This window comes from uncultured Sphingomonas sp. (assembly GCF_902806265.1).
Classification (GTDB): Bacteria; Pseudomonadota; Alphaproteobacteria; order Sphingomonadales; family Sphingomonadaceae; genus Sphingomicrobium.
In genome coordinates, this window is record NZ_CADCVZ010000001.1 from 38,752 (window position 1) to 64,737 (window position 25,986).

Sequence of the window (25,986 nt, forward strand, 5' to 3'; positions counted from 1 at the left end):
GATAACGAGCGCTTATGTCCTCTTCCCTCATCGACCGCCTTGCTGCCATCATCGACACCGGGGAGGTCAGCCGGGCAGGCCTGGCCCGGGCGGCAGGCCTTCATCCCAACAGCCTGCGCAAGCTCGGGTCGCCCGAGTGGAATCCCACCGCCGATACGCTCGTGCGACTCGAGAAACTGCTCAAGCGCGGCACGGCGGAGGTGCTGGTCGGTGCCGAGCAGATCATCGACGAGGCGCGTAACGGCCGCATGTTCATCCTGGTCGACGACGACGACCGCGAGAATGAAGGCGATCTGGTCATTCCCGCGCAGATGGCTACACCCGATGCGATCAACTTCATGGCACGGCACGGGCGTGGGCTGATCTGCCTGGCGTTAAGGGCGGATCGGGTCGAGCAGTTGCAGTTGCCGCTAATGGCCAGAGCCAACGGCACCCGGCACGAGACCGCTTTCACCGTGTCGATCGAAGCGCGCCATGGCGTCACCACCGGCATCAGCGCCGCCGACCGTGCGCGAACGGTGGCCGTTGCGATCGACAGCGCCAACGGGCCCGATGCCCTGGTTTCCCCAGGCCACGTCTTCCCACTCGTAGCGCGGCCGGGCGGCGTGCTGGTCCGCGCCGGTCATACGGAAGCTGCGGTGGACGTGTCCCGCTTGGCTGGCCTCAACCCGTCGGGCGTTATTTGCGAGATCATGCGCGAGGACGGGACCATGGCCCGGCTCGACGACCTGGTCGAATTCGCGCTGACGCACGGCCTCAAAATCGGCACCATTCGCGACCTCATCGCCTATCGGCTGAAGAAGGACAATATGGTGGAGCGGGTCGCCCAGACCGGCTTCATCGGCGGCTCGGGCGCCGAATGGCAGGCGCAAGTGTTTCGCGACAAGGCGACCGGCGCCGAGCAGCTCGCCCTGGTGCACGGCCCCTTGGACACCAGCCGGCCGGTCCTCGTGCGGATGCACAGCCTCGACCTCTTCGCCGATCTGCTGCGGGAGCGCGGTGAGCGGAGCGGCCTGCTGGCGGGCGCGATGAAGATGATCGAGGCCGAGGGCTCCGGCGTGATCGTCGCGTTGCATGCCGCCGCGCCCGGCTCGCTGTCGCGCGCGGCCGACCGCCGCTCCGGCAAGGAGGTGGCAGGCGGCGACATGCTGCGCGACTATGGCATCGGGGCCCAGATCCTCGCGGCGCTCAACGTCCATGACATGATCCTGCTCACCAACACCCAGCACTCGCCGGTGGCGCTCGGCGGCTACGGACTGGCGATCGTCGAGGAGCGCGGCATCGACTGCGGCGCGGAGCCCGCGGCGGAGCGCGAGACCGTCCTTCGACAAAGCTCAGGACAGGCCTGATGCCCCGGGTTCTCATTGCCGAAGCGCGGTTCTACGCGCACCTCAACGACATGCTGCTGGCCGGAGCCCGAAGGGCGCTGGAGGAGGCTGGGCACCGGCACGAGACGATCACCCTCCCCGGTGCGCTGGAACTGCCCGGAGCGATCGCGCTCGCCGCGGAGGCTGGCGAGTTCGACGCCTATGTCGCGCTCGGCGTGGTGATCCGCGGCGAAACCTACCATTTCGAGATCGTCGCCGGCGAGAGTGCCCGCGGGATCATGGCGCTGACCATGGACGGGCTGGCGGTCGGCAACGGCGTCCTGACGACGGAGAACGAAGCGCAGGCGATCGTCCGCGCCGACCCCGCGCAGGGGGACAAGGGCGGCGATGCGGCCCGGGCGGCGCTGGCGCTGCTCGCGCTGCGCGAGCGCTTCGTCAGCTGAGCGGCAGCAGCACCTCGCAGCGGCGCAGCGCCGGCGGAATCATCGGCGAGTTGTAGAAGGCGTACTCGGGCTCGGCCGCCAGGCAGTTCTCGCCGTGCCGCGCGAGCCAGCCGCGCAGCCGGTCGCCCTCGGCCGCGAGCCGTTCGTCGCTGGCGGTGCCGTGAAAGGTGATCGCACCGACCCGCCGCGCCGGGACTTCGGTCAGGGTGACGCCATCGGGCGCCATCGGCAGCTCGCCGCCTTCCGGTAGCGTCAACCGTACCCGCCAGCCGCCGTCCACCGCATCGTCGAAGACCGGCGGGTCGCTGGCCATCGGATTGCCCGCATCCTGCAGCACCGGCACCCGCATCGGCAGCTTCTCGCCCGGTCGCGACTTGGCGGTGAGATAGTCGGACAGGATGCGATAACCCTCGTTCAACGCCTGCTTGCGCGGACCCTTGACCACTGTTTCGGCGACCTGGAATGGAGGATAGGCGCGGATCTCGAATTCGCGCTCGCTGGCGAGCACGCGATGCTCGGGCTCCGGCGTCGCCCTCTCCCGCAGCAGCCAGGCGATGCCCAGCCCAAGGGCAGCACCTCCTGCCGCGACCGCCCAGCCCGTGTTCTTGCGCATTCGTCCGCTCTCCTTGCACGGACAATGGCTCAGGCGGCCTGCTGTTCCTGCAGGGTCGGGTAATCGAGATAGCCTTCCGGCCCCTGGCTGTAGAAAGTCTTGACGTCAGCCGCGTTGAGCGTCGCGCCGGCGCGGAGGCGCTCGACCAGGTCAGGGTTGGCTAGGAATGGCCGGCCGAAGCTGATCGCGTCGGCGATTCCTTCAGCCAGCCGCTGCTCGGCCGAAGAGCGGACGTAGTCGCTGTTGAGGACCAGCGCGCCGCTGAAGACCTGGCGGATCGCGGGGCTGATCGGGTCGACGTCCGATGCCAGAAAGGTGGACTGGCTGCCCGGTTCCCGCAGCTCCAGGCTGGCGACGCCGAGCTCACCCAGCGCGGCCGCTGCGGCGGTAAACAGGGCGAGGGGATCGCTTTCGTTGACGCCCTGCACCTCGCCGTTGGGCGACAGGCGGACGTGGGTGCGGGCGGCGCCTGCTTCGGCCACCAGCGCCTCCGTCACCTCGCGCAGCAGCCGGATGCGGCTCCCGACCGGACCGCCGTAATCGTCGTCGCGCCCATTGGAGCCGTCGCGCAGGAATTGGTCGATCAGGTAGCCGTTGGCGGCATGCAGCTGCACGCCGTCGAACCCGGCCGCGAGCGCATGGCGGGTAGCGCGCGCGTAATCCTCCTTGATCCGGGCGACGTCCTCGAGGGTCGCCGCCCGCGCCTTCACATAGGGCTTCTTGCCGTCATAGGTGTGCGCCTTGTGCGGAGCGGTGGTGGCCGAAGCGCTGACTGGCTGCCCGCCGCCCAGGTCCGGGTGCACCAGCCGGCCCATGTGCCATAGCTGCGCGATCATCCGCCCACCCGCGGCATGCACCGCGTCCAGCACCGGCTTCCACCCCTCGACCTGCGGGTCGGTCCACAGCCCGGGCGCATAAGGCCAGCCGAGGCCCTCGCGGCTGATCCCGGTGGCTTCGGAGATGATCAGTCCAGCCGCGGCGCGCTGGGCATAGTAGGTGGCCATCATCGGCGTTGGTACGCCTTCGCGGGTGGCCCGGCCGCGGGTCAGCGGCGCCATCCAAATACGGTTCGCAAGCTGGAGGTCACCGACGGTGAGCGGTTCGAAGAGACTTGTCATGGCGGCACAGATGGTCAGCCACTGCCCGCGTGGCTAGGGGGCGACCGTGACCAGCAAACCGCATCCACTCGCGTTCGCCGCCCTGCTGCTCGGCAATGCTGCGCTGGCGTTCGGACCGTGGCTGGTGCGCTTGTCGGACGTGGGACCAGCCGCCGCGGGCTTCTGGCGCCTCGCCCTGTCCATTCCCTTTCTGCTGGTGATCGCCCGCCTGGCTGGCCAGCCGGCGCACTGGCCCGGGCGTGCCTTGGCAGTGGTAGTCGCGGTGTCGGCCTTCTTCTTCGCGGCCGACCTTGCCGCCTGGCATGCCGGCATCCGTCTCACCAAGCTTGGCAATGCGACCCTGTTCGGCAACGTCGCGAGCTTCGCCTTTGCCGCCTGGGGCGTGTGGCAGGCGCGGCGCTGGCCGACCGGGCTGCAGGCGGCGGCGCTGATCCTGGCGGCGGTTGGCTCGGCGCTGTTGATGGCCGGCAGCGCCGAGCTGTCTGCCCGCAACCTCCACGGCGACCTGCTTGCCCTGACTGCGGGGCTGCTCTACGCCGGCTACCTGATCGGGATGGAGCGGGCGCGGGGCAAGCTCCAGCCGCTGCCGGCCCTGATCCTCGCCAGCGCTTTCGGCGCCGCCATGCTGTTGCCCTTCGCTCTGGCCACCGGCGAACGGCTGCTGCCGGGCAATTGGACTCCGCTGCTGATCCTGGCGCTCAGCAGCCAGGTGCTCGGTCAGGGTCTGCTGGTCTACGCGCTTGGTGTCATGCCGCCGCTGGTGATCGGCCTGGCCCTGCTCACCCAGCCGGCAATCAGCGCGTTGATCGGCTGGCTCGCCTACCGGGAGACGCTGAGCCCGCTCGATTGGGTCGGCGCCGTGGCGATCGGCGCAGCCCTGGTGCTGGTGCGCTTGCGTGCCGACGCGCAACCCGCCACTTGAGCGCGATGGAAGATACCCCGTCTCCGCTGGAGCAGATCCGCCGCCAGCTTGCCCTTGTCGTGGGTGAAAACGCGGCATTCGACGGCTGGACCGGGGCCGCGGTCGAGGCCGCCGCAGCAGCCGAGGGGATTGACCCCGTCCAGGCCCGGCTGGCGCTGCCCAAGGACGCGGCGGGGCTCATCGACGTCTACATTCGGGGTGTCGATCGCGCGTTGGAAGCCACCTTCCCGCCCGAACGGATCGCGGCCATGAAGATCCGTGCCCGCATCCGCGAGATGGTTTGGGAACGATTGCAGATTCAGGCGCCCGCCAAGGAAGCGGTGCGCCGCGTGGTGGCGATCCTGGCAATGCCGCAGAACCTTGCCCTGGCGACTCGAACCGGCTGGCGCAGCGCCGACCTGATGTGGCGGCTGGCCGGGGACACGTCGACCGACTTCAACCATTATACCAAACGGCTGACGCTGTCGGCCGTGTACGGCTCGACGCTGCTGGCCTGGCTCGGCGACGACAGTCCAAGCGCGAGCGAGACCGCGGCGTTCCTCGACCGGCGGATCGATGAGGTGATGCAGTTCGAACGCTTCAAAGCGCAGTGGAGTGGCAGCGGCGAGCGGCGGCTGAGCCTCACCCGCTTCCTCGGGCGGTTGCGCTACCCACCACGCTGAGGTTGGGCGCTGGCTAACAAGGGGTCTAGCTTTCGCTCGTCGTTATTGATAATCAGTAGCAATATGACGGCGATCGCTCCTCCATCGACCTTTGCTCTGCCGTTGGATCAGTTGCAGGTCGGCAGCCGCGCGCGGATCCAACGGGTCGACTGGGCTGCGCTGGAAGACGGCGAAGCATGCCGCCTCCAGCACTTCGGGTTCGATGAAGGCGTGGTCGTGGAGCCGCTCCACCAAGGCCCGATCGGTCGTGATCCCCTGGCAGTGCGAGTCGGACGGATGACCGTCGCCATCCGCCGCACGCATGCCCAAGCCGTGCGGGTGATACCCGGCGCCTGAGCCGCTGAGCGAACGGTGAACCCGGCACCCCTGATTGCAGTTGTCGGCAACCCCAACGCCGGCAAGAGCGCGCTGTTCAATGCGCTGACCGGCGCCCGGCAGAAGGTCGGCAACTATCCCGGCGTGACCGTCGAGCGGAAGAGCGGGCGGACAACCCTGGCCGACGGCCGTCCGGTCGAGCTGGTCGACCTGCCCGGCGCGTACGGCCTCGATCCGTCCAGTCCCGACGAGGCCGTCACCCGCGACGTGCTGCTAGGCAAGCTGGCGGGTGAGCGGCGGCCCGACGGGCTGCTGATCGTGGTGGACGCGTCCAACCTCGACAATCATCTGCGCTTCGCACTCCAGCTGATCGGACTCGGCCTGCCGACCGTGATCGCCCTCAATATGGTCGACATGGCCCGCCGCGACGGGCTGGAGGTCAGCGCGGAGCGCTTGTCGGCGGAACTCAGGGTGCCGGTGGTCGAGACCATCGCGGTTCGGCGCAAGGGGGTGGACGAGCTCCGCGAAGCGCTGAGCCAGCGGCTGCTCGGGCCCAAGGCGAGGCACGAGCCCGCGGTGCCCGATCGCTCGACGGTTCAGCGTGAGGCGCGCCGGATTGCCGCGGCCGCGATCGTCAACGAAACGCCCGTACGCCGGTGGACTCACCGACTCGACCGCGTGCTGCTGCACCCGATTGCCGGGCCGCTGATCCTGGCATTCGTCATGTTCACCATGTTCCAGGCGGTGTTCGCCTGGTCGGAAGCCCCGATTGGCTGGATCGAGGCGCTGGTCGGGGGCATCGGCGAAGCGGTCACCGCGGCCCTGCCCGAAGGCCTGCTCCGCTCGCTGCTGGTCGACGGCGTCACTGCCGGGGTGGGCGCAGTGGTCGTGTTCCTCCCGCAGATCCTGATCCTGTTCCTGTTCATCCTGCTGCTGGAAGGCACCGGCTACATGGTTCGGGCGGCCTTTCTGATGGACCGGCTGATGAGCCGCGCCGGGCTGTCGGGCCGGGCCTTCATCCCGCTGCTGTCGAGCTTCGCCTGCGCCGTGCCCGGGATCATGGCGACCCGCACCATCGACAATGAAAAGGACCGGTTGACCACCATCCTGGTCGCGCCGCTGATGACCTGTTCGGCGCGGCTGCCGGTCTACACGCTGATCATCGCCGCCTTCATCCCGAACCGCAACGTGCTGCCGGGAGTCAACCTGCAGGGTGTCGTTATGTTCGGCCTGTACCTGGCCGGCATTTTCGGCGCGCTGGGGGTCGCCTTGCTTCTCCGCAATACGGTCGCCCGGGGCGGCTCCAGCTTCTTCATGATGGAGCTGCCCAAATACCAGCTGCCGCCGCTCAAGGACGTTGCCTTGGGCCTGTGGCAGCGCGGATCCATCTTCCTCAAGCGCGTGGGCGGGATCATCCTGGTCACCACCGTGGCGTTATGGGCGCTGATGAGCTTCCCCCAGGCTGGCCCGGGCGAGAAGCAGAGCGAGGTGTCGATCGCGGGCCGGATCGCCAGCGGGATCGAGGTCGTGGTCAGCCCGATCGGCTTCAATCACGAGATCGCGATGGCGTTGCTGCCCGCCATGGCGGCGCGAGAAGTCGCGGTCAGCGCCATCGCTACCGTCTACGCCATCGACCAGTTGGACGAAGCGCAGATGAACCAGAGCCTGGAGGAGCGCTTGGGCGGCAACTGGCCGCTGCCGACCGCGCTGGCGTTCCTCGCCTGGTTCGTGTTTGCGCCGCAATGCATCTCGACCATCGCGGTTACCCGGCGCGAGACCAACGGGTGGAAATGGCCGGCGTTCATGGTCGGTTACCTGTTCGCCCTCGCCTATCTCGCAGCCGGCGCGACCTACTGGACGGCCACCGCGCTCGGCTTATAGCGGCCCTCAAGCAAGAGGGAGCGAGTCATGGCGGGCAGCGTCAACAAGGTCATTCTGGTCGGCAACCTGGGAAAGGACCCCGAAGCGCGCAGCTTCGCCAATGGCGGCAAGGTGGTCAGCTTCACCGTCGCGACCTCCGAAAGCTGGAAGGACAAGGGCTCGGGCGAGCGCAAGGACAAGACCGAATGGCATAACGTCTCGATCTTCTCCGAAGGCCTCGCCCGGGTAGCCGAGCAGTATCTGCGCAAAGGCAGCAAGGTCTATCTCGAAGGCCAGCTCGAGACCCGCAAGTGGCAGGACCAGTCTGGCAATGATCGCTACACGACCGATGTGGTGCTGCGGAACTTCAACAGCTCGATGGTGCTGCTAGACGGCCGCGGCGAGGGCGGCGGCGGAGGACGCGGCGGTGGTGGCCGCGACTTCGACGATGGCGGACTCGGCGGCGGCGGTTATGGCGGCGGCTCGCGCGGCGGCAATCAGTCGCGCCCGGCGCCCGCGACCTTCGACAACGACCTGGACGACGACGTGCCCTTCTGAGACCTTGCCTCAGAAGTCGGTGGCGACGGTAGCCGCGAAGCCGCTGCCCGGCTCCGATCGCCCGAACAGGCGGTGACGGTAGTCGAGGTGGGTGCGGATGCCCGGCCGCACCTGCATCGACAGGCGCGGGCCAACGTGGAGGCGCGACAGGCCAGGCTGAGCTCCGCCCCACACGCCCGCACCCAGCGCGAAGCGGCCGAACAGCGGGCGGGTAACGGTAACCCCGCCGTCCACGAACCAGTCGCGGGTCCGCACGCCGACTACGCCGGCCTGACCGTAACCGTCCAAGCGGAACTGCCACGGCAGCGCGCGTCCGTAGACCCCGCCCTCGCCGAGCACCGCGAAGGCGTCGCGGCCACCGCCCGGCGCACCGATCGCCTTGCGCCGCTCAACCATCAGCCGGACGGGTACGCTTCGCAGCGGCTGCCAGGATACGCCCAGCGCCGCCTCTCCGGCCATCTTGGTCTGACCCTGCCGCAGCGGCGCGGAGACCCGCAGGTTCACCGCGAGAGCCCGGTTCGGCCGCCAGGTCAGCCGAGCCCCGGCCTGGCTCCCGCCGAGCGTTCCGCCGCTAGCAAGCGGGGCTTCGCCGACCGGCATGGCTTGAGCGCGCAGGTCTACGAGCTGCGGCTGTTCCTGCCGGATGAAGGCCCAGCTGGACAGCGACAGCCGGTCGAACCCGCTCCGCGGCTTGTCGATGAACGTGGCCGGCGCCGATTGCCGCCGCATCGGCGCAGTGGCGGCAAGCTGGGAGAGCGGCATTTCCTCCGCCTGGCCGAAGCCGCCGAAGTCCAGCTCCACCAACGATAGCGGCGCGGCTGGCGGTCACGGGCGCGACCCTTGCCGAAGCGGCGAACGGTACTCGGGCCTCTTACCACGCAACAAACCCCGAGCCGGCCGCTGCCTGTCCCAGCACCTCTACTGCGACAAAGGTGAAGAGAATCTTTGCAACAACTCCTGGCGTCTCGCACCGCGCGGACTTGCGCCTCCGCGGATGGCGCGGAACAACGCCGCATGCGCCGCCGCCATCTCAGCTTCGGATTGGCCCTTCTGCTGGCAACGGGCGGCCCGGTCCATGCCCGGACGCTGTTCGCCGGCGGCCACTGGGTCGCGGTGGAGCGTCCCGACGGCCGCAGCTGCGCGGCGCTGGCCCGGTCGGAGCTGATCGCGCCGAAGGGCAGCGACCAGGCGCGGGTGAGCTTCACCTTCGATTCGCGCGGGCCACGCCAGGGCGAGCTGCACGTCCGTTTGAGCCGGCCGGCGCGCCCGGGGAGCAGCGTGTTGCTGGTGGTCGGCGGACAGCCCTTCCAGCTTCTCGCCCGCGGCCCCGATGCCTGGAGCCGCGGACCGGCGCAGGAAGGCGCGATCATCGCGGCGCTGCGCCGGGCCGGCGACATGCGGGTGCGCTTCCGTGGGCATGGCAGCGGCTACACCGACCGCTACCTGCTCGCCGGCGGCCCCACGGCGATCGATGCCGCCGTGGCGGCCTGTTCGCGGCCCCGGTAGAAAAGCGTCGCGATCTCCACTACATGGAAGCTTCCTCATGAGCGCCGACACCAACCTGATGCCGATCCCCGGCCCGGTCGACCCCGTGCCCGTGCCCCGCGCCGCGCCGGTGCGCGCCGACGGGCGGGTGGAGCTGGTCGGCCTGTCCCGCGAGGCGATCCGCGATGCCTTGGGGGCCGCCGGCATGGACGTGCGCCAGGCCAAGCTCCGCGCCAAGCAGCTGTGGCACTGGATCTACAACCGCGGGGTCACCGACTTCGCGCTGATGACCGACATCGCCAAGGCGCAGCAGCCCTGGCTCGCCGAGCGGTTCAGCATCTCGCGTCCGGGCGTGGTCGAAGCGCAGGTCTCCACCGACGGAACCCGCAAGTGGCTGCTCAAGACCGACGACGGCCACGAGTTCGAGGCCGTGTTCATCCCCGACGCGGACCGCGGCACCCTGTGCGTGTCGAGCCAGGTCGGCTGCACGCTCAACTGCCGCTTCTGCCATACCGGGACCATGCGGCTGGTCCGCAACCTCGAACCGCATGAGATCGTCGGCCAGGTGATGCTCGCCCGCGACGCGCTCGGCGAGTGGCCGTCCCAGCCCGAAGGCCGCATGCTGACCAACATCGTGATGATGGGCATGGGCGAGCCGCTCTATAATTTCGACAATGTCCGGGACGCGCTGAAGATCGTGATGGACGGGGATGGCCTGGGTCTCAGCAAGCGGCGGATCACGCTCTCCACCTCGGGCGTGGTCCCGATGATGGCGCGCGCCGGCGAGGAGATCGGCGTCAACCTGGCCGTGTCGCTGCACGCGGTCACCAAGGAGATTCGCGACGAGATCGTGCCCTTAAACCGCAAGTACGGCATCGAGGAGCTGCTGCAGGCCTGCGCCAATTACCCGGGCGCCAACAATGCCCGGCGGATCACCTTCGAGTACGTGATGCTTCGCGACAAGAACGACTCGGACGAGCATGCGCGCGAGCTGGTGCGGCTCATCCGCCACTACCGCCTGCCGGCCAAGGTCAACCTAATCCCGTTCAATCCATGGCCGGGCGCGCCCTACGAGTGCTCGACCGACGAACGCATCCGCGCATTCAGCAACATCATCTTCGAAGCCGGCATCTCCGCTCCCGTCCGGACTCCACGCGGCCGAGACATCGATGCGGCCTGCGGCCAGCTGAAGACCGCGGCCGAAAAGCGCAGCCGGGCGGCGCTGGATCGCGAGCAGGCTGCGTAGGTTTGTTCCCCGGCGAACGCCGGGGCTTCAGCCCTTTTTTGGGGGAACCGCGATACATCCGCGGCTGGAGTCCGGCGTTCGCCGGAGCACGGCAGTGTCCTGCACGTTGAAGCTTGATGGCTTCCCTCGCACCACCCGTAGAACTGCTCCGCCGCCGCATCGCCGGCGAGATCGTCGCCTTCTTCAATGACTCAGAGCAGGGGCAGGAGCCGATTAAGTCCTCGCCCGACTCGCTGTGCCCACCCCATGGCGTTGCCTGGCGGGTTCACGGCGACGTCACCTCCATGATGGTCGGCGGAATTGCCGCGCTGCTGCTGCAAATGCTGCACCCCGGGGCGCTTGCTGGCGTATGGGACCACAGCGACTTCCAGAAGAACATGCACGGGCGGCTGCGCAACACGGCGCGGTTCATCGCGGTCACCACCTATGGCCACCGCGATCAAGCGGAGGCGGCGATCGCCCGCGTTCGGCGCATCCACGATCATGTGAACGGCACGCTGCCCGACGGCACGCCCTATGGCGCCAACGATCCGCGGCTGCTCGCCTGGGTGCATGTCGCGGGCTCGGCGATGTTCCTCAATGGCTGGATCCGCTTCGGGGAACCGGGGATGAGCGCCGCGGACAAGGACGCCTACTGGCGCGAGGTCGCGCCGGTGGCCCGGCTGCTCGGCGCCGATCCGGTTCCGGAAACGGCGGCTGCGGCCGCGGAACTGCTGCGCAGCTTCATCCCCGAGCTCAAGCCGGACGAGCGGACGCGCACGGTCCGCAACATCATCCTGCGCAATGCGCCGGACAAGCTGCGCATCCTGCCGGTGCAGGCCTTGCTGATGCAGTCCGCGGTCGACTTGCTGCCGCCCTGGGCGCGGCGGATGCACGCGGTGCGCTCCTCCGGCCTGACGCGGCCGGCCGTGGGCGCCGCGACTCTGGGCTTGGCCGGGACTTTGCGCTGGGCCCTGTCGCCGCGCTAAACAGGATGGGGAGGGCAGCCATGGGGATCGTTGAGGGCCTGCTGAACCGGGTGGTGAGGCGCGGCGTGCTGACCGTCCGCTACGCCGACGGCTCGGAGCGGCGCTTCGGCCGGCCCGATCCCGCCTTCGACGACGTCACGGTTCGGTTCGCGGATAGCGGCGTGCCGGGAGCGATCGCCCGCGACCTGCGGCTGGGTGCGGCCGAAGCCTTCATGGACGGACGCCTTATCATCGAGCAGGGCGACATATTGGCGCTGCTGACGCTGATGCGCGGCAATGCGCCCTGGTCGAAAAGTACAGCCCTCAAGATCCCCAACCCGCTGCGGCGCGCGGTCAGCAGGACCTCCGGGCGTCTGTCTCGGCTTAACTGGCAGCGCCGTTCGCGCCGCAACGTTGCGCACCATTATGACCTCGGCAACGATTTCTACCGCCTCTTCCTCGACCCGGATCTGCAATACAGCTGCGCCTACTTCACCGACCCTCGGAATAGCCTGGAGCGGGCGCAGGAGGACAAGAAGGCCCACATCGCGGCCAAGCTGGCGCTCAAGCCCGGCCAACGGGTGCTCGACATCGGCTGCGGCTGGGGCGGCATGGCGCTTTACCTCCACCGCACCGCCGGCGTGGAAGTGCTTGGCATCACCCTGTCGGAGGAACAGCTCGCCGTGGCGAGGGAGCGGGCGAAGGCCGCGGGCGTCGCCGACCAGGTCCGCTTCGAGTTGACCGATTACCGCCAGCTCACCGGCCGCTTCGACCGGATCGTCTCGGTCGGCATGTTCGAGCATGTCGGCCCGCCGCACTACCGCGAGTTCTTCCGCACCTGCCACAACCTGCTGGCGGAGAATGGCGTCATGCTGCTCCACACCATCGGCCGGTTCGGAGGGCCGAACGTCACCGACGCCTTTGTCCGCAAGTACATCTTCCCCGGCGGCTACATCCCGGCCCTCAGCGAGATCGTCGCGGCCAGCGAGAAGAACAATCTGATCATCGCCGACATCGAGATGCTGCGGCTGCACTATGCGCTGACCGGCCGGCACTGGTACCGCCGCACCGTCGAAAACCGCGAGGCGATTGTCGCCATGTACGACGAGCGCTTCTATCGCATGTGGCTGTTCTATCTCGCCGGGGTGATCGTCACCTTCGAACATGGCGGCATGGGCAACTACCAGATCCAGTACGTCCGCGACCGCCACGCCCTGCCGCTCACCCGCGACTACATGGGGCAGGCGGAGGAGCGGTTGCGCGCCGGTCCTCCGCCTGCCCCTTAGCGCCGCCGAGCACCCAGTTCGGCCAGGAGCGCCGGCGCCGGATAGATGTCGCGCAGCGCCTCGGTCACCGCCTCCGTCGATACCACCACCGTGCGGTTGAGCGTGCCGTCGTAGCCGTAATTGCCGCCCAGGCTGTGGATGTTGCCGTCGAACGCCGTGCCGATCACCGTCCCCGCCCGGTCGATCACCGGCGAGCCCGAGTTGCCGCCGATGATGTCGTTAGTGGTCACGAAATCGTAGGTCAGACCCTTGCCGATCCGCGCTTCATTGCGGACGAAGGCGGCCGGCAGCTTGAACGGCTCGGCGCCCGTGGCCCGCTCGAACGCGCCGCCGAGCGTGGTGCGAACCGGCACCTGCTCCCCGCGCTCGGTCCAGCCCGCGACCTTGCCGTAGCTGATCCGCAGGGTGAAGGTCGCGTCGGGGTAGACGGTATCGCCGTATGCCGCGAACCGCGCCGTCGCCAGCCGCGCCTGGGCGGCGGTGACCGGAGCGTCGTAGCGCTCGTTGTAGAGCCGCGTCAGTTCGCGGTCGCGGGCGTCGAGCTTGCGGGCGTATTGAATCAACGGATCGTTCGACGCCTGGATGGCGGCGAGGCCACCCTCCCACAACTGCTTGCGATAGGCCGGGTCGGCCAGTCGGGTGCCGCGCACCAGCCGCCTGCTGAGCTGTTCCGGCGACTCGCGGCCCAGCATCAGCCGGGTCTGCGGATCGTCCGCGCCGAGATACTCGCGCGCTTTGGCCACGCTCCATTCGAGCATCAGCTCTTCGAGCCAGGTGGTGATCGGCTTGGCGTCGGTGACCTGCTTCTCGAGCAGCGGCAGCGCGCTGTCGGTATAGCCGGGCAGGCGTTCGCTGTTGGGCTTGGCCCGTTCTTCCGCCGCCCGCACCAGCGCTTCGGCATAGCCGTACAAGTCGCCCTGCGGCGTGATGAAGCGGTAGGGCACGTAGATGTCGCGATAGGCTTGTATCGCCTGGCGGATTTCGCCCCACGCATCGCCGACCTGGGCGTTGCCGGCCGAGCGGCGCTTGAGGTCGGCTTCCGCCGCTGCCAGCTTGGCGGTGAAGGCGGGATCGTTCAGCGCCTTGACCCGGCCGATGAACACCTTGAGGCTGTTCTCCACGCCGAACAGCGCATCGCCGCCCTCGCGCCGCTTCTCCGGGCTCTGCGCCATGGCCGACAGCAGCCGGCCGCGCAGCTCCGAGTAGGTCGCCAGCGTGATCGGCAGCGCCACTTCGCGCTGAAAGGCGAGCTGGTCCTGGGTCAGCAGCCGCTGCGTCGAGCCGGGGTTGCCGACCACAAAGGTCGCCTCGCCGTCTTTGGGCGCTCGCGGGTTCCAGCGGAGGTGGGTCGGCGTCGCGACCGGCCGATCATTCTCGTAAGCCCGGAGGAAGGCGGCATCCATGGCGTAGCGCGGGAAGTTGAAATTGTCGGGGTCGCCGCCGAAAAAGGCTGCCGCGAACTCGGGCGCCCAGGCGATCCGCACGTCCGAATATTTCCGGTACTTGTACAGCTTGTACTGGCCGCCGCCGTACAGCCGGACCACCTGGCAACGGGTCGTAGCAGTGTCGGTGCAGCCGGTCTGCTCGATGTCGGCAATGCGGGCGTCGCGCGCCTTGACCGCGGCCTCGCCCGTGGCCGAACCGATCGCGCGCTGGACGTCAGCGGTGACGTCGGTGATGGCGGTCACGACCTCCGCCTGCTGTCCCGGGCACCGGCGCTCGGCCGTCCGAGAGGCGGGGGTGAAGCCGTTCGCAACGATGTCGTTCTGCGCGGTGGACAGGTCCTGCAGGCAGCTCACCACGCAATGGTGGTTGGTCAGGATCAGCCCCTCCGGCGACACGAAGCTGGCCGAGCAGCCGCCAGTCAACCGCACCGCCGAGGCGCGGACCTTGTTCAGCCAGCCCTGGTCCGGCGCCCAGCCGTAGGTCGCGCGCATCTTGGCGGCGGGAAAGGCGTCGAACGTCCACATGCCCTCGTCTGCCCGGGCCACCGCCGGCAGGGCGAAGGCGAGTATCGCGGCACCGGCCGCAAGTTGGGGAAGGCGCATCAAAAATCCTTGATCGATTGCCATGTGCAACCCTTGGTAGCGGTCCCGTCGCGCAAGGAAAGGGGCCCGGCAGCACTTCGCCGAGCCCCTTACATTCTTTCTAAATGTGGGGAACTAGCCGCGGGCCGGCATGTGCTTGCGCATCTTCTGCCACTCCTCGCGGGTCACTTGGCCGTCGCGGTTGGCATCGGCGTGGTCGAAGTGCTGGGTGGCAACACCCGTCGCCTCGCTGAGCGAAACGCGGTTGTCGCGGTTGGCGTCCGCCATCGCGAACAGCTGCCCACCCTGAGCCGCGCCAGCGCCAGCCTCGGCGCGGGTGATGAACCCGTCGCGGTTCGCGTCCAGGCGGGCGAAGACCTGCTGAATCTGCTGGACGAACTCGGCACGACTATGCGCCCCGTTGCCGCCGCCGTGCTGGTGCGGCGTCTGGGCCGAAGCCGCCACCGAAGCTGCAACGGCAAGAACGGCACCGGCTGCAATCGACATTTTGGACATGGGAACTCCTCTTTGTTGAGGAGGGCACTAGCCGGAGGCCGCTGTCTGGCGGTTGAACGCTGTCCCCGCCGCGGTGGCGGTCGGCATTGCCGATCGGCGCATCTGCCACCATTGCGCCGACGCGAGGGCCGCCAGCGACAGGGGCAGCAAGGGCACGGATGCGTAGGCTGCCGCCATTCCTAGGCCCGGCGCGATGAACGCCATGCCGGCAGCAAGGCGCTGCCAGCGGCGCCGGGCTTCCACCATCAGGACCACTGCGCTCAGCATCACGGCGGTGAGATCGTAATTGAAGGCGTAAGGCAGCGCGACAAAGGTGGAGGTCGCGGCTAGCAGTGCCAAGTCGCGAGTGCGATGCGGCCGGCATGCGGCCGTCACGACCAGCAGGATTGCGGTTAGGCTCGCCGCGCTCTGCACCATCGCCGTTATCGGCATGTCGGGCACCAGCCGCAGCACTCCGGTCGCTAGGGAGGTCGACATCAGCCCATAGAATTTGCCGCCCGCATCGATCATGCCGGACTGCGCGGCGCCCACGTCGAACAGGAACTGCACCCATAAGGTCCAGCCGAACGCCAGGCTGGTTGTGGCCACCAGCGCCGCCACGGTGGCCGCGCCCGCCGCGACCGCCTTCCACTCGCGTCGGGCGAGCAGCGCGACCGCGACCATCACCGCCAGGTGCGGCTTCAGCAGCATGCAGCCGAACAAAATGCCGGCCTGCACCGGGTGGCGGTCTAGCCGCTGCCAGCCGAGCAGGAACAGGCCGCCGAGCAGGAAGCCGTAATGACCCGCCCAGACGTTCAGCAGCGCCGCCGGTGTCAGCACCGCCAGCCAGTACGGACCGGCTCCCGCCGGCCACCAGCGGCGGCAGGCATGAACGAAGAAGGCGCCCGTGCCGAGCGTCCAGGCGGCCAGCGCCAGCGGGTAGGGCGGCAGCGAGAACAAGGCAGCTATCGGGAAGCTCACCGGCGGGTAGGAGTAGTTGTGCGGGTGCAGTGGACCGAACAGTCCGGCCTGAAAGGCCTGGTAGGCGGGCATGTCGTAGATGAGCCCGAGCTCGCCCGAGCGAAGGAGCTGCCCGGCGGTCCATAAGTTGACGAAGTCGCGGCCCCAGTAGCTTCCGCCGGCCACATGTCCGCGGTCGAACAGCACCCAGTCGCCGAAGAACAAGACCAGCGGCGCCAGCGCGCCGAGCACCCACCAGACCGGCGACATGCGGCCCGTCACCGCAGGATCGGCAACAGCAAATCGGAATGCAGGAGCGTTCACCTCGCCGGCTTAGGCGCGAATGGTTAATGCCGGCTTGTCGCTGCTGCCGCCGGAGGCGACTTCCGCGCATTGGCGGTGAAAGCAGCTGTTAACCGTAAGCAGCTACGCCCGTCGTCGCGAGGGCTGGGGAAGCGTCAACGGTGATCGGGGAACAGCGCGAGATCAGGGCTGCGGCCGTCGGGGCAATGGCCGTGAGCGCATATATTGCACTGGTCCTCGCCAGTGGGCGCGTCGCCTTGCCCGAGTTCGGCCGGCTGCTGCTCTTCTACTTGACCGCCAGCTTCTCTTTATGGGCCGTGATCGGCGCGGGCGTTTTCATCGCCGCGCTTGCCCGCAGTGCGCATCGCAGCGGCCGTGAGCCCTTTCTCGCCGCCTTTCTCCGCGGTTCGCTCGGCGCCCGCTGGGAGCGTGATCGCTGCGTGTCCCTGCTGTGGCCGCCCTTGCTGTTCGCCTTGCTGCTGACCTCCTTCAATGCTTTCAAGCAGATGATTTTGCCGCTTGCCGGGTTTCGCTTCGACCCCGCCTTCACCGCCCTCGACCGGGCATTGTTCGGGGGCGTCGATCCGTGGCGGATCACCCATGCGCTGCTCGGCTCGCCCACCGCCACTGATCTGGTCGACAAGGCCTACCATGGCTGGTTCGTGCCGATGTCGGTGGGGCTGGTCGCATGCGCCTTTCTGCCGGCCGCGACCTACCGCCTGCGCACCCAATATACCCTGACCTACATCGGCGTCTGGATCGGCATCGGCAGCGTGCTGGCGTTCCTGCTGCCGGCCGCGGGACCGTGCTTCACCTCGGCCTTGGTCGGCTCTTCCCCATCGTTCGACGCGCTGCATGGCCGGCTTCTGGCGACCGAAGCCGCGACCGGCTCCCCATTGGCGGCCCTCCGCAACCAGGCGATGCTGCTCGAGGCGATCGGCAGTGACCGCCTCCGGGTCGGCGGCGGCATCTCCGCCATGCCCTCAGTCCACAATGCGCTGGCGGTGCTGTTCGCGCTTGCCGCCTTTCGCTTGAACCGGGCGGCGGGTTGGGTGCTTGCCGCTTATGCCGTGCTCATCTGGATCGGCTCGGTGCACCTTGGCTGGCATTATGCCATAGACGGCCTGGCCGCCGCCGCACTGACGGTGGGCTTATGGATCGCAGCCGGCCGGCTCAGCGACCGACTGGAGCGCCCGCTACTCGCCGCTACGCCGCAGCCCGCCACCGCCTGAGGCAAACCGCTTCTCCCCGTCCGTGACTCCCCGGAGGCTGGCAAACGTCCGGCACGGCGCTAGGGAATGGCGCCATGGCTCCGACGCTCGCCACTTCACCGGACCGGTCCGGTGGCCTAGGACCCCTGGCCTGGTGGGAGACCCGCTGGTTCGCCGCCGCCGCCATCCTGTTGTCCGCGGTTCCGCTGCTCTATCCGCCGCTGCCGCCGCTGGTCGACCTGCTGGGACATATCGGCCGCTACCGGGTCCAGCTCGACCTCGGGAACTCGCCCAGCCTGCAGCGCTTCTACGACTATCATTGGGCGACCGTCGGCAATCTTGGCGTGGACCTGCTCATCTGGCCGCTCGGCAAGCTCCTGGGGCTTGAGCCGGCGGTCAAGCTGATCGTGCTGCTGATCCCGCCGACCACTATAGCCGGCATGCTGTGGGTCGCGCGCGAAGTGCATGGCCGGCTGCCCCCGACCGTGCTGTTCGCGCTGCCCTTCGCCTACGGCCACCATTTCCTGTTCGGCTTCGTCAACTACGCGCTGAGCATGGCTCTGGCCTTTCTGGCGTTCGGCCTGTGGCTACGGCTGGCGCGGCTGGGTAAGGTGCGGCTGCGCGCCGCGTTGTTCGTGCCGATCGGCATCTTCGTCTGGCTTTGCCACGCCTTTGGCTGGGGCATGCTGGGGCTGCTCGCCTTTTCGGCCGAAGCGGTGCGCCAGCATGACAAGGGTCGCGGCTGGATCATGTCCGCCGCGCGCGCCGCCTTTCACTGCCTCTCGCTCGCGGTGCCGCTGCTGCTGATGCTGCTGTGGCGGGGTGAGGGCGGCGGGCAGACCGCCGACTGGTTCAATTGGACGATCAAGGGCCGCTGGATCGAGATGGCGCTGCGCGACCGCTGGTACGATTTCGATCGGGCCTCCGTGGCGGCGGTCGGGCTGGTGTTCCTGCTGGCGATCGTTCACCCGCGACTGACCCTATCGCGCATGCTGTTCTTCACCCTGCTGGTGCTGTGCGCCGCTTTTGCGCTGCTGCCGCGCATTATCTTCGGCTCGGCTTACGCCGACATGCGGCTGGTGCCGTTCCTGCTCGCCGTCGCCATGCTGGCGATCCGTTTCCGGCGCGAGCCGTCCTGGCTGCTGGCGCGGGCGGCCCGCAGCTTCCGCTTGCCCCTGCGGTTCAAGCCGGAACCGCCGGCCTGGTTCGCCTGGAGCCTGGCGCTGGCCGCGCTGACCTATTTCCTCGTTCGCACGGCGAGCGTGACCGCCAGCCTGGCGATCGCCGCCAACGATCACCGCCAGCAGTTGGTGGCGCTCCAGCATGTTCCGATGGGGGCGCGGGTGGTGTCGATGGTGGGCTTAAGCTGCCGGAACAAGAGCTGGCCGATGTGGCGCAACGCGCACCTTGGCGGCCTGGTCGTCGCCCGGCGCCACGGCTTCTCCAACGATCATTGGGAAACCCCCGGCGCGCAGCTGCTCACCGTCACCTATGAGCCGGCCGGCTATTGGAGGTACGACCCCTCGAACCTGGTCCGTCATCCGACTTGCCGGCTCGGCTCCGCCCATCCGGTCGGCCCCATGCTGGCCAACTTCCCACGGCAAGCCTTCGACTATCTCTGGCTGATCGACCCGCCGCCGTTCGACCGCAAGCTGCTGGGCGACGCGCGACCAGTCTGGCAGGGCCCCAACGGCTCGGCCCTCTACCGCCTGAACGAACGAAGCGCTACGCAGCGGCAATGACCGCGCTGTCCATTGTCGTGCCCTGCTACAATGAGGAGGCGTGCCTCCGCCTGTTGCACCGGCGGCTGACGGACGCGGCCCGTGCGGTGGTCGGCACGGACTACGAGATCGTGCTGGTCAACGACGGTTCGCGCGACGGCAGCTGGCCGCTGATGCAGCAGCTGGCGGCCGGCGACCCGCACGTGGTCGCGCTCGATCTGTCGCGCAACCACGGCCACCAGCTGGCGCTGACCGCCGGGCTCGACCTCGCGCGGGGCGAGCTCATCCTGATCGTCGATGCCGACCTGCAGGATCCACCCGAACTGCTCGGCGCGATGCTGGAGACCATGCGCCGCGAAGGCGCCGACGTGGTCTATGGCGTGCGCCGCACCCGCGCGGGCGAGACCCGTTTCAAGCGCGCCACCGCCCATGGCTTTTACCGGCTCTTGTCCCGCGCCACCGAGATCGACATTCCGCTCGATGCCGGCGACTTTCGGCTGATGAGCCGCCGCGCCTTGAACGTGCTGCTGGCGATGCCGGAGCAGGCCCGTTTCATTCGCGGCATGGTCGCCTGGATCGGTTTTCGCCAGGTTCCGTTCCCCTACGACCGCGACGAGCGCGCCGCGGGCGAGACCAAATATCCGCTGGGCAAGATGCTGCGCTTCGCCTTCGATGCGCTGACCGGCTTCTCCTCCGCCCCATTGAAGCTCGCCAGCCACGCCGGACTGCTGCTGAGCGCGGGATCGCTGCTGATCATCGTCTACATCGCCTATGCCTGGGCGAGCGGCCGAAGCATCCAGGGCTGGACCTCGCTGATGCTGGTGGTCGTCATCCTGGGTGCGGTGCAAATGTTCGTGCTGGCGATGATGGGCGAGTATATCGGCCGGCTCTACAGCCAGGCCAAGCGCCGTCCGCTGTACATAGTGCAGGCGATCGCCGGTGAGACCGACAAGCGCGAAGGCCAGCTCGGTCAGATCGCGGAAGCGACTGCGAACAAGGACAATCCGGGCGGCAACGGCACCCGGCCGATCAGCCGCGCTTCGTGAGCGAACACGATTTCCAGCGCCCGGTTGAGCGGTGCGGGCGGGAGCTTGTCGTCGCTGTCCTGCTTGCCAGTGAGCTTGCCCGCGACCCGCGCGCCGACCGCCAGCGGGAACAGCAGGCTGTTGAAATAGCCGAGCGCTTCGAGCTTCAGCGGCGAAGCATCGACCAGCCGCTCGAGGCCGGCTTTTGAATAACGCCGTTTGTGGTGGTTCACTACGTCGTGGGCCGACCACATCCAGCCGTGCGCCGGCACCGTCATGATGAACCGGCCGCCCGGCTTCAGGCAGCGGGCGACGCTGACCAGGGCGGCATCATCATCCTGAATATGCTCGATCACGTCGAATGAACCGATGAGGTCGAAGGCATGGCTCGGAACGCCGTCGAGCGCAGGCAGCGGGGCCGAGCCGACCGCCCGGCCGAGCCGCTGCTCTGCCACCGCGCGCGCAGCGGGATCGACCTCGATCGCCTCCACTGTGCCGAACTCAGCCAGCATCGCCAGGTTGTGGCCAGTCCCGCAGCCCACCTCCAACATGCGGGCGCCCGGCGGCGGGAGCGCCCGGCGCCGGATCAGCGCGGCCAGCACCTCCCGGCGCGCCCGGTACCACCAATGGCGCTGGTCCAGCTCCGCCATTCGGTCGTAGACGACCCGCTCCATTTAGCGGAATACCCATTGGCGATTCAGAGTGAAGGTGACGAGCGGCGTCACGAACAGCATCGGGACGATCGGCCAAGCGGGCGACAGGCGGAACGGCTCGGTCAGCAGCCACACCCAGAAGCTGTTCAGGCCCAGGCTGATGAGCGACACGGTGACGAACCGCGCCAGCGTGCCACCGCCCCGCTCTCCCCCATGATCGCGAAAGCTCCAGCGGCTGTGCAGCAGATAACCAGTCGCCGCCGCGGTCACGTAAGCAAGGAAGTTGCCGAGCTGCGGGTGCCAGCGCAGGCCAAGCGCGACCAGCGCGTACACGCCAACGCCCAAGGCCGTGACGATCCCGCCGCTTACCAGGAAGCGCAGCAGCTGGCCGAAGATGGCGCGGCGCTCGGGGGGAAGGATCGCAAGCATGGGGTAACTTGCCCTTTAGAGCCGACGGTCTACGACGCCAGTGTTTCTTGGGACTGCGGCGGCGGGGTGAGGGGTTGGACAGGGCGTTGATCTGGACGGCCAGGCACTGGCGGCTGCTGGTGCTCGTCTTCTGGCTGCTCGCCGCGGCATGGTTCACCTCCATGCGCTGGAATGGCATTCAGCTGTTCGCGCTTGGCGACACCGACGACAACATGCGGATGAGCCAGGTGCGCGCCTGGCTGCAGGGGCAGGATTGGTACGACCTGCGCCAGTACCGGCTGGCGGCTCCGATCGGGGCCGACATCCATTGGTCGCGGCTGGTGGACCTGCCGCTCGCCGCGCTGATCACGATTGGCAAGCTCTTCACCAGCGGCGCCAATGCCGAGCGCTTCGCGGTCGCCGCTGCGCCGCTGATCCCCCTGCTTCCGCTCGCCGGGGCGCTGGCGCTGACCGCCCGGCGGCTGATCCACCCGGCCGCCTTTGCCCTGTCGCTGCTGACCCTCTACTTCGCCGCATCGACCAACGGCATGTTCATGCCGACCCGGATCGACCATCACGGCTGGCAGCTGACCTTCCTGGCGATCGCGGTCGCGGGACTGGCCGATCCCAGGCCCGCACGCGGGGGCGCGACGACCGGCATTGCCACGGCCTTGTCGCTGAGCGTCGGGCTCGAGATGCTGATCTACCTGGCGCTGGCCGGCGCGGCGCAGGTGCTGATGTGGATCGACGAGCGCGACCAGCGGCGGCGGCTGGGCGCTTATGCCGTGACCCTCGCGGGCGGGACTGCGCTCGGCTTTCTCCTGTTCGCCAGCTACGCCAATCGCGCCCCGGTGTGCGACGCGCTATCGCCGGTGTGGCTGTCGGACGCACTGCTCGGGGGAGCGCTGCTGGCCCTGCTCGCCTGGTGGTCGCCGGGCAGTTGGAAAGCGCGGCTCGCGGGGGCGGCAGCGGGGGGCGCGGTAGTCGCATTATTTCACGCGCTGGCGTGGCCGCATTGCCTGTCGCGGCTGGAAGGCGTCTCGCCGGAGGTGCAGCAGCTGTGGCTTAATAACGTCCGTGAGGCCAAGCCGATCTACGCTCATTCGGCGAAGATCGTCGCGGTGGTGGTTACCCTCCCGTTGATCGGCCTTGCCGGCTGGATCCTGCTGGCGCTCTCCTCGCTCGGCGACCGCGATCGCTTCCGCCGCGTGCTGTCTGTGGCGGCCATTGCGCTGACGGCGTTGCTGCTGCTCCTGTGGCAGACCCGCGCCGGGCCCGCCGCGCAGATGCTCGGCGTCACCGGCTGCGCGGCACTGGCCTGGCTGCTGGTGCCCAAGGCCTGGGCGCTCAAGAACCGGTCGCTGTCGGTGCTCGCCACCGCGGCGGTAGTCGTGGTGGCGGTCGGCGCGGCCATCCCGATGGTGGTCAGCCGTTTCCCCGAGAAGCCGCAGACCGCGCGCGACAAGGCCATCGCCACCGCCAATCGGCTGTGCCCGTCGATGCCGGCGTTGCGCCCGGTGGCGCTGCAGCCCAAGGGCACCGTCTTCACCTACGTCGACCTGGCGCCCAGGCTCATCACCGTCACCCATCACAACAGCATCGTCGGCCCCTATCACCGCAACGGCGAGGCGATCGCCGACGTGATGAAGGCGTTCCGCGGCTCGGCCGAACAGGCGCGGGCGCTCATTGGCAAGTACCGCGCCGACTATCTCCTGACCTGCCCGAACATGAGCACGGCGACCCTGTTCCAGTCGGCCGCGCCGAACGGCTTCTACATGCAGCTCGAGCGCGGGCAGGTCCCCGCCTGGCTTCAGCGCGTGCCGCTGCCCGCGGACCCGCCCCTCAAGCTGTGGCGGGTGGTTGGCTGAGTCTGGCTTGGCGCGCTTCCGGACGGAAAACCGGTACCCACTTTTCCTGGAAGCGCTTCAGCCTGCCAGCCCGGGCAGGCTGCTTTCCAGCCCGTCGAGCACGAACTGCACCGCCAGCGCGGCCAGGATCACGCCCAGGATGCGGGTGATCATCGCTTCCAGCCGGGCCCCGATCAGCCGCATCAGCGGACCCGCGGCCAGGAGGGCGAGCAGGGTCAGAACGATCACGGCCGTCATCGCTGCAAGGACGACCACCTGCTCGGCGGTGCCTGAAGCCCGCGCCGACAACAGCATGATGGAAGCGATCGAGCCCGGCCCGGCGATCATCGGGATGGCCATGGGGAAAACGGAGATGTCGTCCGCGTCCGGCGTGCCCTCGATCTCCTGCGCCCGCGCTTCGCGCCGCTCGGTGCGTCGCTCGAACACCATGTCGAGCGCGATCATGAACAGCATGATTCCGCCCGCCAGCCGGAACGCCGAGAGGCTGATTCCCAGTGAGCGGAGCAGCGGCTCGCCGAATAGGGCGAAGAACACCAGGATGCCCCACGCGACCAGCACTGAGCGGACCGCCATGGCGCGGCGATGCACAGCACTGGTGCCGCTGGTCAGGGAAGCGAAGATCGGCGCGCAGCCCGGCGGGTCGATGATCACCGCCAGGGTGATGAACGCGCTGGTGAACAGCTCGATCATCGGCGGCGCGGTGCGGCCACGTTCTGTTGGAGCACCGTGGCGTAGCGCCGCCCGTTCCATAGCTGCGTCTGGAAACGGCGGGCGCCTTCCTTGGTGACCTGCCACTCCCAGATCAGCGTTCCGTCGGCCGAGCGGCCCTGGCCGGCGTCGGCCGGAGGCTGGCCGGCGATCAGCTCGAGCGGCTTGGTTTCGGCGCGGTAGGCGGCCGGAATGCGACGAAGATTGGAGCAGCTCGCGCGGCGCACGGCGGCCTGCGCCGGGCGGGCAGGCGCTCTGCTCAGCGTGTCGCCATGGTCGACCCCCCACTTCCAGCCGCCGTCCTTCTGCCGGCTCCAAACCGTCCCGAAGTATCCATGGCTGCCGTCAGGGAAGCGGGCGCCGCCCGTGTTCACTGCCAGCTTGCGGTCGCAGGAGACGAAGCTGCGTGTCGGCCACCATTGCACCGACTGCGGCGGGTCCTTGCGGCCTTTCAGATACTCATGCGCCCACACCGCCTGGGGCGTGAAAATGACGGCGGTGGGCTCGGCAAATTCCCGGAACGCGGTCCATTGTCCGGCCTGTTGCGCGCGGGCGGCGAAGGCGCGTTCGGCATCCACGGCGGTCTGGGTCGGGGCAGCGGCGGCGAGCAGCAGGGTAAAGATCATAGGTCCTCCGGCGGCTTGAGGCCGGCGCGGCGATGCGCCGCCACCTGCGTATTTCTGAGCAGCATGGCAATGGTCATCGGGCCCACGCCGCCCGGCACGGGCGTGATCGCGCCGGCAACCTCACGCGCTTCGTCGAATGCGACGTCGCCGACCAGGCGGGTCTTGCCCGCCGCCGCTCCGGGAACGCGGTTGATCCCGACGTCGATAACGGTAGCGCCCGGCTTGATCCAGTCGCCGCGGACCATCTCGGCCCGGCCAACCGCCGCGACCAGGATGTCGGCGCGCCGGCAGACTTCGGGCAGGTCGCGGGTACGGCTATGGGCAATCGTCACCGTGCAGCTTTCGCCCAGCAGCAGGCTCGCCATTGGCTTGCCCACGATGTTGGAGCGGCCGATCACCACCGCGTTGGCGCCGCTCAAGTCGCCAAGCTCCGTCGTCAGCAGGTGGAGGCAGCCAAGCGGCGTGCAGGGCACCAGCGCCTCCGCGCCCACCGCAAGGCGCCCGGCGTTCACCACATGAAAGCCGTCCACGTCCTTGTCGGGCGAGACGGCGTCGATCACCCGCGCCGAGTCGATCTGCTTGGGCAGCGGCAGCTGAACCAAGATGCCGTCGACTGCGTCGTCGCGGTTCAGCGTATCGACCAGCGCCAGCAGCTCGGCTTCGCTCGTCTTGGCCGGCAGCGGATGGTGGAGGCCGTGCATGCCCGCCTCCTCCGTCGCCTTGATCTTGGAGCGGACATAGACCGCGCTGGCCGGGTCCTCGCCGACCAGCACGGTGGCCAGGCCGGCCGGCCGCCCGGTGCTCGCCCGAAAGAAGTCGGCAATGATCGCCAGCCGCGCGCGCAACGCTTCGGCCGCGGCGCGTCCGTCGATCAGTCGCGCGCTCACCCCGGGTAGGCCACGTCCGCAGCGAGGCCGCTAAGCAGCATCCGCAGGATCTGGATGGAGAGCAGCAGTACGATGGGCGACAGGTCGAGCCCGCCGAAGTCCGGCAGGATCTTGCGGATCGGCCGGTAGAGCGGATCGAGCAGCCGGTCGATCGCACCGATGAAGCGCCGCACGCCGTCCGACGAAGTGTTGATGACGTTGAACGCCACCAGCCACGACAGCACGACCTGCAGGATGATGATCCAGCCGAGCACCCGCAGCAGCAGGTCCAGCACACCGAAAAGGGCAAGAAGCATGGCCTGCGCTTAGCC

At 68.6% G+C, this 25,986-nt stretch carries 27 protein-coding genes; 15 read left to right on the forward strand and 12 right to left on the reverse strand.

Annotated elements, in window-relative coordinates:
• Positions 1-14 precede the first annotated feature (14 nt).
• Both ribB and ribH read left to right on the forward strand, forming a co-directional pair.
• Entirely contained in the window at positions 15-1,349 is a 1,335-nt protein-coding gene (gene ribB, locus QZX62_RS00225) for a 3,4-dihydroxy-2-butanone-4-phosphate synthase (protein WP_294171302.1), read from the forward strand.
• The gene (gene ribH / locus QZX62_RS00230) at positions 1,349-1,771 is read left to right on the forward strand and encodes a 6,7-dimethyl-8-ribityllumazine synthase (RefSeq protein ID WP_294171303.1); all 423 of its coding nucleotides are present in this window, start codon (positions 1,349-1,351) and stop codon (positions 1,769-1,771) included. The genes ribB and ribH overlap by 1 nt, the downstream gene beginning before the upstream one ends.
• Here ribH and QZX62_RS00235 read toward each other — a convergent pair.
• Positions 1,764-2,384 (reverse strand): heme-binding protein, encoded by a 621-nt coding sequence (locus QZX62_RS00235; protein WP_294171304.1) that lies wholly within the window; start codon positions 2,382-2,384, stop codon positions 1,764-1,766. The two genes, ribH and QZX62_RS00235, sit on opposite strands and share 8 nt — an antisense overlap.
• A gap of 29 nt (positions 2,385-2,413) precedes the next feature.
• Positions 2,414-3,502 (reverse strand): alkene reductase, encoded by a 1,089-nt coding sequence (locus QZX62_RS00240; RefSeq protein ID WP_294171305.1) that lies wholly within the window; start codon positions 3,500-3,502, stop codon positions 2,414-2,416.
• A 46-nt stretch (positions 3,503-3,548) separates the two neighbouring features.
• Here QZX62_RS00240 and QZX62_RS00245 point away from each other — a divergent pair, with 46 nt between their 5' ends.
• The 5 genes from QZX62_RS00245 (at position 3,549) to ssb (ending at position 7,819) form a co-directional block, all read left to right on the forward strand.
• Complete coding sequence (locus QZX62_RS00245; RefSeq protein ID WP_294171306.1) at positions 3,549-4,424, forward strand: DMT family transporter; 876 nt, start codon at positions 3,549-3,551, stop codon at positions 4,422-4,424.
• A 5-nt stretch (positions 4,425-4,429) separates the two neighbouring features.
• The gene (locus QZX62_RS00250) at positions 4,430-5,086 is read left to right on the forward strand and encodes a COQ9 family protein (RefSeq protein ID WP_294171307.1); all 657 of its coding nucleotides are present in this window, start codon (positions 4,430-4,432) and stop codon (positions 5,084-5,086) included.
• 63 nt (positions 5,087-5,149) lie between these two features.
• Positions 5,150-5,422, forward strand: coding sequence for a FeoA family protein (locus tag QZX62_RS00255; RefSeq protein WP_294171308.1), 273 nt, complete (start codon positions 5,150-5,152; stop codon positions 5,420-5,422).
• 15 nt (positions 5,423-5,437) lie between these two features.
• Positions 5,438-7,282 carry a ferrous iron transporter B gene (locus QZX62_RS00260; RefSeq protein WP_294171309.1) on the forward strand — a complete coding sequence of 615 codons (1,845 nt, stop codon included), beginning with the start codon at positions 5,438-5,440 and terminating at the stop codon, positions 7,280-7,282.
• A 27-nt stretch (positions 7,283-7,309) separates the two neighbouring features.
• Positions 7,310-7,819 carry a single-stranded DNA-binding protein gene (ssb, locus tag QZX62_RS00265; protein WP_294171310.1) on the forward strand — a complete coding sequence of 170 codons (510 nt, stop codon included), beginning with the start codon at positions 7,310-7,312 and terminating at the stop codon, positions 7,817-7,819.
• Positions 7,820-7,828: 9 nt separating this feature from the next.
• Here ssb and QZX62_RS00270 read toward each other — a convergent pair whose 3' ends face one another.
• Positions 7,829-8,620, reverse strand: a complete 792-nt coding sequence (locus QZX62_RS00270; protein WP_294171311.1) for a hypothetical protein — start codon at positions 8,618-8,620, stop codon at positions 7,829-7,831.
• Positions 8,621-8,833: 213 nt separating this feature from the next.
• Here QZX62_RS00270 and QZX62_RS00275 point away from each other — a divergent pair, with 213 nt between their 5' ends.
• The 4 genes from QZX62_RS00275 (at position 8,834) to QZX62_RS00290 (ending at position 12,783) form a co-directional block, all read left to right on the forward strand.
• A complete protein-coding gene (locus QZX62_RS00275) occupies positions 8,834-9,325 on the forward strand; it encodes a hypothetical protein (RefSeq protein ID WP_294171312.1) in 492 nt (163 codons plus the stop codon).
• A gap of 37 nt (positions 9,326-9,362) precedes the next feature.
• Positions 9,363-10,550, forward strand: coding sequence for a 23S rRNA (adenine(2503)-C(2))-methyltransferase RlmN (gene rlmN, locus QZX62_RS00280; protein ID WP_294171313.1), 1,188 nt, complete (start codon positions 9,363-9,365; stop codon positions 10,548-10,550).
• 116 nt (positions 10,551-10,666) lie between these two features.
• Positions 10,667-11,518 (forward strand): oxygenase MpaB family protein, encoded by an 852-nt coding sequence (locus QZX62_RS00285; RefSeq protein WP_294171314.1) that lies wholly within the window; start codon positions 10,667-10,669, stop codon positions 11,516-11,518.
• A 20-nt stretch (positions 11,519-11,538) separates the two neighbouring features.
• Positions 11,539-12,783, forward strand: coding sequence for a cyclopropane-fatty-acyl-phospholipid synthase family protein (locus QZX62_RS00290; protein WP_294171315.1), 1,245 nt, complete (start codon positions 11,539-11,541; stop codon positions 12,781-12,783).
• Here the strand turns inward: QZX62_RS00290 and QZX62_RS00295 are convergent.
• The 3 genes from QZX62_RS00295 to QZX62_RS00305 form a co-directional block, all read right to left on the reverse strand.
• The gene (locus QZX62_RS00295; protein WP_294171316.1) at positions 12,780-14,831 is read right to left on the reverse strand and encodes a S46 family peptidase; all 2,052 of its coding nucleotides are present in this window, start codon (positions 14,829-14,831) and stop codon (positions 12,780-12,782) included. The genes QZX62_RS00290 and QZX62_RS00295 overlap by 4 nt on opposite strands.
• Positions 14,832-14,945: 114 nt before the next feature.
• Positions 14,946-15,326, reverse strand: coding sequence for an EF-hand domain-containing protein (locus QZX62_RS00300; protein ID WP_294171317.1), 381 nt, complete (start codon positions 15,324-15,326; stop codon positions 14,946-14,948).
• Positions 15,327-15,353: 27 nt separating this feature from the next.
• Positions 15,354-16,535 (reverse strand): glycosyltransferase family 87 protein, encoded by a 1,182-nt coding sequence (locus QZX62_RS00305; protein ID WP_294171318.1) that lies wholly within the window; start codon positions 16,533-16,535, stop codon positions 15,354-15,356.
• 245 nt (positions 16,536-16,780) lie between these two features.
• Between QZX62_RS00305 and QZX62_RS00310 the strand changes: the two genes are divergently transcribed.
• From QZX62_RS00310 to QZX62_RS00320, 3 genes are all read left to right on the forward strand, one after another.
• Positions 16,781-17,800, forward strand: coding sequence for a phosphatase PAP2 family protein (locus QZX62_RS00310; protein ID WP_294171319.1), 1,020 nt, complete (start codon positions 16,781-16,783; stop codon positions 17,798-17,800).
• 74 nt (positions 17,801-17,874) lie between these two features.
• Positions 17,875-19,521 (forward strand): hypothetical protein, encoded by a 1,647-nt coding sequence (locus QZX62_RS00315; protein WP_294171320.1) that lies wholly within the window; start codon positions 17,875-17,877, stop codon positions 19,519-19,521.
• Positions 19,518-20,546: a glycosyltransferase family 2 protein gene (locus QZX62_RS00320; RefSeq protein ID WP_294171321.1), complete on the forward strand. Its 1,029-nt coding sequence runs from the start codon at positions 19,518-19,520 to the stop codon at positions 20,544-20,546. The genes QZX62_RS00315 and QZX62_RS00320 overlap by 4 nt, the downstream gene beginning before the upstream one ends.
• Here QZX62_RS00320 and QZX62_RS00325 read toward each other — a convergent pair.
• Both QZX62_RS00325 and QZX62_RS00330 read right to left on the reverse strand, forming a co-directional pair.
• A complete protein-coding gene (locus tag QZX62_RS00325; RefSeq protein WP_294171322.1) occupies positions 20,471-21,199 on the reverse strand; it encodes a class I SAM-dependent methyltransferase in 729 nt (242 codons plus the stop codon). The two genes, QZX62_RS00320 and QZX62_RS00325, sit on opposite strands and share 76 nt — an antisense overlap.
• Positions 21,200-21,607, reverse strand: a complete 408-nt coding sequence (locus QZX62_RS00330) for a GtrA family protein (protein WP_294171323.1) — start codon at positions 21,605-21,607, stop codon at positions 21,200-21,202. It lies immediately after the preceding gene.
• Between the two features lie 86 nt (positions 21,608-21,693).
• On the opposite strand from QZX62_RS00330, the gene QZX62_RS00335 reads away from it, so the two are divergent.
• Positions 21,694-23,454, forward strand: coding sequence for an AcrB/AcrD/AcrF family protein (locus QZX62_RS00335; RefSeq protein WP_294171324.1), 1,761 nt, complete (start codon positions 21,694-21,696; stop codon positions 23,452-23,454).
• Between the two features lie 57 nt (positions 23,455-23,511).
• Here QZX62_RS00335 and QZX62_RS00340 read toward each other — a convergent pair whose 3' ends face one another.
• The 4 genes from QZX62_RS00340 to QZX62_RS00355 are packed head-to-tail and all read right to left on the reverse strand — an operon-like array spanning position 23,512 to position 25,971.
• The gene (locus QZX62_RS00340; protein WP_294171326.1) at positions 23,512-24,144 is read right to left on the reverse strand and encodes a MarC family protein; all 633 of its coding nucleotides are present in this window, start codon (positions 24,142-24,144) and stop codon (positions 23,512-23,514) included.
• The gene (locus QZX62_RS00345) at positions 24,141-24,788 is read right to left on the reverse strand and encodes a hypothetical protein (RefSeq protein ID WP_294171328.1); all 648 of its coding nucleotides are present in this window, start codon (positions 24,786-24,788) and stop codon (positions 24,141-24,143) included. Before QZX62_RS00345 ends, QZX62_RS00340 begins: the two co-directional genes overlap by 4 nt.
• Positions 24,785-25,675: a bifunctional methylenetetrahydrofolate dehydrogenase/methenyltetrahydrofolate cyclohydrolase FolD gene (folD, locus tag QZX62_RS00350; RefSeq protein WP_294171329.1), complete on the reverse strand. Its 891-nt coding sequence runs from the start codon at positions 25,673-25,675 to the stop codon at positions 24,785-24,787. Before folD ends, QZX62_RS00345 begins: the two co-directional genes overlap by 4 nt.
• Positions 25,672-25,971 carry a YggT family protein gene (locus tag QZX62_RS00355; protein ID WP_294171331.1) on the reverse strand — a complete coding sequence of 100 codons (300 nt, stop codon included), beginning with the start codon at positions 25,969-25,971 and terminating at the stop codon, positions 25,672-25,674. The genes folD and QZX62_RS00355 overlap by 4 nt, the downstream gene beginning before the upstream one ends.
• Between the last annotated feature and the right edge of the window lie 15 nt (positions 25,972-25,986).

Coding starts and splice junctions, on each gene's coding strand:
- ribB (WP_294171302.1), top strand. CDS start 15: ATGTCCTCTTCCCTCATCGACCGCCTTGCTGCCATCATCGACACCGGG.
- ribH (WP_294171303.1), top strand. CDS start 1,349: ATGCCCCGGGTTCTCATTGCCGAAGCGCGGTTCTACGCGCACCTCAAC.
- QZX62_RS00235 (WP_294171304.1), bottom strand. CDS start 2,384: ATGCGCAAGAACACGGGCTGGGCGGTCGCGGCAGGAGGTGCTGCCCTT.
- QZX62_RS00240 (WP_294171305.1), bottom strand. CDS start 3,502: ATGACAAGTCTCTTCGAACCGCTCACCGTCGGTGACCTCCAGCTTGCG.
- QZX62_RS00250 (WP_294171307.1), top strand. CDS start 4,430: ATGGAAGATACCCCGTCTCCGCTGGAGCAGATCCGCCGCCAGCTTGCC.
- QZX62_RS00255 (WP_294171308.1), top strand. CDS start 5,150: ATGACGGCGATCGCTCCTCCATCGACCTTTGCTCTGCCGTTGGATCAG.
- ssb (WP_294171310.1), top strand. CDS start 7,310: ATGGCGGGCAGCGTCAACAAGGTCATTCTGGTCGGCAACCTGGGAAAG.
- QZX62_RS00275 (WP_294171312.1), top strand. CDS start 8,834: ATGCGCCGCCGCCATCTCAGCTTCGGATTGGCCCTTCTGCTGGCAACG.
- rlmN (WP_294171313.1), top strand. CDS start 9,363: ATGAGCGCCGACACCAACCTGATGCCGATCCCCGGCCCGGTCGACCCC.
- QZX62_RS00285 (WP_294171314.1), top strand. CDS start 10,667: ATGGCTTCCCTCGCACCACCCGTAGAACTGCTCCGCCGCCGCATCGCC.
- QZX62_RS00290 (WP_294171315.1), top strand. CDS start 11,539: ATGGGGATCGTTGAGGGCCTGCTGAACCGGGTGGTGAGGCGCGGCGTG.
- QZX62_RS00295 (WP_294171316.1), bottom strand. CDS start 14,831: ATGCGCCTTCCCCAACTTGCGGCCGGTGCCGCGATACTCGCCTTCGCC.
- QZX62_RS00300 (WP_294171317.1), bottom strand. CDS start 15,326: ATGTCCAAAATGTCGATTGCAGCCGGTGCCGTTCTTGCCGTTGCAGCT.
- QZX62_RS00305 (WP_294171318.1), bottom strand. CDS start 16,535: ATGTCGCCGGTCTGGTGGGTGCTCGGCGCGCTGGCGCCGCTGGTCTTG.
- QZX62_RS00315 (WP_294171320.1), top strand. CDS start 17,875: ATGGCTCCGACGCTCGCCACTTCACCGGACCGGTCCGGTGGCCTAGGA.
- QZX62_RS00320 (WP_294171321.1), top strand. CDS start 19,518: ATGACCGCGCTGTCCATTGTCGTGCCCTGCTACAATGAGGAGGCGTGC.
- QZX62_RS00325 (WP_294171322.1), bottom strand. CDS start 21,199: ATGGAGCGGGTCGTCTACGACCGAATGGCGGAGCTGGACCAGCGCCAT.
- QZX62_RS00330 (WP_294171323.1), bottom strand. CDS start 21,607: ATGCTTGCGATCCTTCCCCCCGAGCGCCGCGCCATCTTCGGCCAGCTG.
- QZX62_RS00340 (WP_294171326.1), bottom strand. CDS start 24,144: ATGATCGAGCTGTTCACCAGCGCGTTCATCACCCTGGCGGTGATCATC.
- QZX62_RS00345 (WP_294171328.1), bottom strand. CDS start 24,788: ATGATCTTTACCCTGCTGCTCGCCGCCGCTGCCCCGACCCAGACCGCC.
- QZX62_RS00355 (WP_294171331.1), bottom strand. CDS start 25,971: ATGCTTCTTGCCCTTTTCGGTGTGCTGGACCTGCTGCTGCGGGTGCTC.